4 protein-coding genes and 2 pseudogenes are annotated in these 4,958 nt (G+C 34.0%); all 6 read right to left on the bottom strand.

Annotated elements, in window-relative coordinates:
* Nucleotides 1–248: pseudogene (locus ACKVOD_RS13070) on the bottom strand (hypothetical protein); the annotation flags it as partial.
* Between the two features lie 25 nt (nt 249–273).
* Entirely contained in the window at nt 274–1,224 is a 951-nt protein-coding gene (locus ACKVOD_RS13065) for an N-acetylornithine carbamoyltransferase (protein ID WP_409209907.1), read from the bottom strand.
* Between the two features lie 32 nt (nt 1,225–1,256).
* Nucleotides 1,257–2,018, bottom strand: a complete 762-nt coding sequence (gene proB, locus ACKVOD_RS13060) for a glutamate 5-kinase (protein WP_409209906.1) — start codon at nt 2,016–2,018, stop codon at nt 1,257–1,259.
* A gap of 153 nt (nt 2,019–2,171) precedes the next feature.
* On the bottom strand, nt 2,172–3,368 hold the full coding sequence (locus tag ACKVOD_RS13055; protein ID WP_409209905.1) for a glutamate-5-semialdehyde dehydrogenase: 1,197 nt from the start codon (nt 3,366–3,368) through the stop codon (nt 2,172–2,174).
* Between the two features lie 151 nt (nt 3,369–3,519).
* Nucleotides 3,520–4,656, bottom strand: a complete 1,137-nt coding sequence (locus ACKVOD_RS13050) for an aspartate aminotransferase family protein (RefSeq protein ID WP_409209904.1) — start codon at nt 4,654–4,656, stop codon at nt 3,520–3,522.
* Between the two features lie 98 nt (nt 4,657–4,754).
* A pseudogene (locus tag ACKVOD_RS13045) lies at nt 4,755–4,958 on the bottom strand (N-acetyl-gamma-glutamyl-phosphate reductase); the annotation flags it as partial.

Genomic DNA, 4,958 nt, shown 5'->3' with positions numbered 1-4,958 from the left:
GGAGCATCTGTGATTCTTCTTCCATCAATTATGTGAGGTGTCAAACCAATATTTTGAGCCATTTTGGTAGCCGATTTTCCACCACCATGAACCAGAATTTTATTTCCCTCAATGTTTGAAAAATCAGTCAAAAACTCAGACAAATCATTTGAATTATCGATAATATTTCCTCCAATTTTTATAATTGAAAGAGGTTTTAGGTTATGTCCCTCGACTGCGCTCAGGATGACATTGGGTTTTGGACTCATTACTACTATTTTAAAAGTCTTTTCTCTATTTGCTATTTTTTAAAATCTTCTGCAATACCAATTGAGCGGCATATGTCCTATTATTGGCTTGTTCAATAACAATCGAATTTTCGCTGTCAATCACTTCGTCGGTTACAATCATATTTCTTCTTACTGGCAAACAGTGCATAAATTTCGCATTGTTTGTCAGTTTCATTTTATCGGCAGAAACGGTCCAATTTGGATCTGAATTTGTAATCTGACCGTATTGATTATAATTACTCCAGTTTTTGGCATAGATAAAATCTGCATTTTCAAAAGCCTTGTTTTGATCGTATTCAATCTTGGAATCTTTTGTAATCTCTGGATTAAGTTCATAACCTTCTGGATGGGTAATCACAAAATCCATATTGTCTTGTTTTTGCATCATTTCTACAAAAGAATTGGCAACAGCCTGAGGCAATGCTCTAGGATGTGGCGCCCAAGTCAAAACTACTTTTGGTCTGTGTTTTGTTTTGTGTTCTTTCATCGTGATTGCATCTGCAAGTGATTGTAGCGGATGACCTGTGCAACCTTCCATATTCACAATAGGCACTGTGGCATATTTAAGAAATCCGGATAATACAGTTTCGGCATTGTCTTTTTCTTTGTCGGCTAGACTTGCAAATGCTCTAATGGCAATAATATCGCAATATTGCGAAATAACAGCAGCAGCTTCTTTGATATGTTCTGAAGCGCCTTTATTCATTATCGCACCGTCTTCAAACTCGAGTGTCCAACCTTCATTAGTAAAGTTCATGACCATGACGTTCATTCCCAAGTTTAATGCTGCTTTTTGTGTACTCAAACGAGTTCTTAAACTAGGATTAAAAAACAGCATTCCTAGTGTTTTGTGTTCTCCTAATTTTTTATAGTTGAGTGGCTTTTTTTTTATTTTTAAAGCTTCATCCACCCATTTTTCGAGTGAATCTATGTTTTGAATGGATAAGTAATTCATTGTTTAAAATTTATTTTAAAACGGATTGTAAGCTATATAATTTTAGTAAATGGCTTTTTAGATTCGATGGCGTCAATAATAAAATTATCATTCAAGCCATTAACTATCCAAGTTTCTATATTTGCTTTTTGAGCAATATTTGCAGCTTCAATTTTAGACTCCATTCCTCCAGTGCCATGAGAAGATTTTGAATCACCAATTTCATTTTCTAATTCTTTCAAATCGGTTACTAATTTAATAGTTTCAGGAAATTCTTCTTTTAAAGTTGCTTTGCTATAAATACCGTTAGTATTGGTTGCAATAATTAAAATATCTACGTTTAATAAAACGGCAGTAAGAGCAGCTAATTTATCATTATCACCAAACTGAATTTCATCCGTTGCCACGGTGTCATTTTCATTAATAATTGGAATATAACCATTTCTGACTAAGACATTTATTGTGTTAACGATATTCGCTTTTGTTTGTTCTTTTTCGAAATCAGAGTAAGACAGCAGACATTGGGATGTATTTAACCCTAAATCACTAAAGTTTTCATGATAAATCCGCATTAAATGAGGTTGACCAATAGAAGCTAATGCTTGTTTTACAAAAACTTCTTGATCTTGATTGTCCAATTTAACAAATTGTTTGGCCGCAGCTATAGCGCCAGAACTCACTATGATAAATTCGTATTCGTCTTTTAATGCTGCTATTTGCATACCAACATCCTCAATCTTTCCTCTCGAAATATGATTGGTTTCTTTAGTTAGCGTGTTGCTGCCTATCTTTAATAATATTCTTTTTTTTGCCATAATATTTAATTTAAAAATTGAATGATTTAAAAATTTAAAAATTTATTTGTCCTAATTTTTTAATACTTCAATCTTTTAATTTTTCAATTTCTACCTGCATTCTGCAATCTGCAATCTGCAATCTGCAATCTGCTACCTGTAACCTGCAATCTGCTACCTGACCTGTCCGTCCCCGTAAATATACCATTTATTGGTCACTAAATGCTGCAAACCAATTGGGCCGCGTTGGTGCAATTTATCGGTGCTTATCGCCAACTCTCCTCCTAAACCAAATTGACCTCCATCTGTAAATCGAGTGGAAGCATTTTGATACACTGCCGCACAATCAACTTTATCCATAAACTGTTGAGCAACAGTGTTTTTGTCCGTTATAATTGAAGCGGAATGTCCACCAGAATATTTGTTTATTTTTGCAATAGCTGCTTCATTAGAATCAACGATTCCAATTACAATTTTATAATTCAAAAATTCTTCATGCCAAATTTCATTATTATCAATTAAGGGAATATTTGTTGCTTTTGAAAAGCGTTCGTCTCCCAAAATTTCAACCTTATATTTCTGTAATTCACTAACTAATTTATTTGCGAATTCTTGCCAATTTTCTAAATTAGAATCAATTAAAACTTTATCCAAAGCATTACAAACACCTATGTTTGTCGTTTTTCCGTTGATGATAATGTCTAATGCTTTTTGTAAATCAGCTTCTTGGCTTACATAAACAAAATTATTACCTCGACCACTAACAATCACTGGGCAGGTAGCGTGTTTTTTGGTAAAAGCAATCAATTGTTCTCCACCGCGAGGAACGATTAAATCTACTTTTTGTGTTGGTTTCTCTAAAAATGACTGAGTTTCTGCTCGATTATAATTTAAATATTCTACCCATTCCGTAGAAATAGTATTTTCTTTCAGCGCTTGATGCCACAATTCGACAATTTTTAAATTCGACAACAAAGATTCTTTCCCGCCTTTCAGCAAAATCTTATTTCCAGATTTGAAAGCGATTCCACCAGCTTCAACTGTTACGTCTGGCCTGGATTCGTAAATAATCATAATGGTTCCAAAAGCGGCTGTTTTGTTGATAATTTTCAGACCATTGTCGTGTACAAAATGGAATCGTTCCACTCCAACAGGATCTTCTTGGCTAGCCAATTGTTGCATAGACAAAATCATTCCGTCAATTTTGGAATCATCAACGAGCAACCGTTTTTCCATAGCCAAATCTTCACCAGAATAATTGTTTAAATCATGTTGATTAATTGTCTTAAGATTAGCTCTTTCTTGTTCAAGAAGTACTGCCATTCTACTTAAAACAGCATTTCGTTTTTCTATGGATAATATTGTATTCATTGTTATGATTTAATTATTGGTAACAAAAGATAAATTTAAAATTTCACCATATAAGGCATTTAAGTTCATTTAAGCTAATTGGAAAAAGAACTTATATTTCCTTAGATGCCTTATATGGTAGAGAAAATCTTAATTCTTAATATTTTAATTCTTATTTCAATTCAGCCAAAGCTTCTTTCAAAGCGATAATAAATTGATCAATATTTTCCTTTTTTACTGTTAACGGTGGAAGGATTCTCAATAAATTTTTGTTGCTAGAACTTCCCGTAAAAATGTGTTTTTCCATTATCATTTTCTTTCTCAAAGGACCAACTTCAAAATCAAATTCAACGCCCAACATCAATCCACGTCCTTTTACCTTTATAATTTCTGGAATTTGTTTTATTTGCTCAAAGAAATATTTTTCGATGACTGCAACATTATCCATTAATTTTTCATTTTCAATAGCTTCTAAAACAGCAATTCCTGCCGCACAAGCCAAATGACTTCCACCAAAAGTAGTACCCAGCAAGCCGTGACTCGCTTTGAATTTAGGGGAAGTTAAAATTCCTCCAATGGGGAATCCATTGCCCATTCCTTTTGCCATACAAATAATATCGGGTTTGATGCCATGGTGTTGGTGCGCAAAAAATTTACCGCTTCTACCATAACCCGATTGTACTTCGTCTAGAATTAACACAACATCGTATTGATCACAAATTTTTTCCAAGTCTTGAAAAAAGGCCGTAGTTCCCATATCTAATCCTCCAACACCTTGAATCGGCTCGATAATTACACAGGCTACGTCGCCTTTTTTTAGTTCAGCCTCTACCAGATCAATGTCGTTCAAAGGCAAAAATGTGACCGCTTGTTGCGCATTCATCGGTGCTACAATCTTTGGATTATCCGTCGTAGCAACCGCAGCCGATGTACGACCGTGGAAGGCGTTTTTAAAGGATATTACTCTTGATTTATTGGTGTGAAACGAAGCCATTTTCAAAGCATTTTCGTTCGCCTCGGCACCTGAACTGCACAAGAAAAGGCTGTATTCTTCGCAGTTTGATAATTTGCCTAATTTGTCTGCCAGTTGCACTTGTAATGGATTTTGAATCGCATTCGAGTAAAAACTCAATTGATCCAATTGTGCTTTGAGTTTAGCATTATATTCTGGGTGACTATGTCCAATAGAAATAACACCGTGACCGCTGTATAAATCAAGGTATTCTATTCCTTTATCGTCATAAATTTTGCAATCCAGCGCTTTCACTGGAGTTACATTGTATAAGGGGTAAACGTCGAATAAGTTCATTTTTTATTATTTAAAGATTTCAGATTTTGTCTGAAAATAAAATTTTAATTGTTTTAATAATTTTTCAATCATTAAATTTTTCAATTTTTTAATTATTTTTAAAACCCGCTTGGTTTCAAATGCAATCCTGTGCTTTCGTCCAATCCAAACATCAAGTTCATATTCTGAATGGCTTGACCTGAAGCACCTTTTGTTAAATTATCAATAACAGAAGTGATTAAAAGCCGGTTTCCTTTTTTCATTAAACTGATAATACACTTGTTAGTTTGTACCACTTGTTTCATATTAATAGCTGTGGTTGT

Source organism: Flavobacterium sp., assembly GCF_046155325.1.
GTDB lineage: Bacteria > Bacteroidota > Bacteroidia > Flavobacteriales > Flavobacteriaceae > Flavobacterium.
This window is presented reverse-complemented; position numbering and strand designations above follow the sequence as displayed.

Bases quoted from the DNA above. Each gene is read 5' to 3' on its own strand.
- proB (WP_409209906.1), bottom strand. From the start codon at position 2,018: ATGGCAAAAAAAAGAATATTATTAAAGATAGGCAGCAACACGCTAACT.
- ACKVOD_RS13065 (WP_409209907.1), bottom strand. From the start codon at position 1,224: ATGAATTACTTATCCATTCAAAACATAGATTCACTCGAAAAATGGGTG.
- ACKVOD_RS13050 (WP_409209904.1), bottom strand. From the start codon at position 4,656: ATGAACTTATTCGACGTTTACCCCTTATACAATGTAACTCCAGTGAAA.
- ACKVOD_RS13055 (WP_409209905.1), bottom strand. From the start codon at position 3,368: ATGAATACAATATTATCCATAGAAAAACGAAATGCTGTTTTAAGTAGA.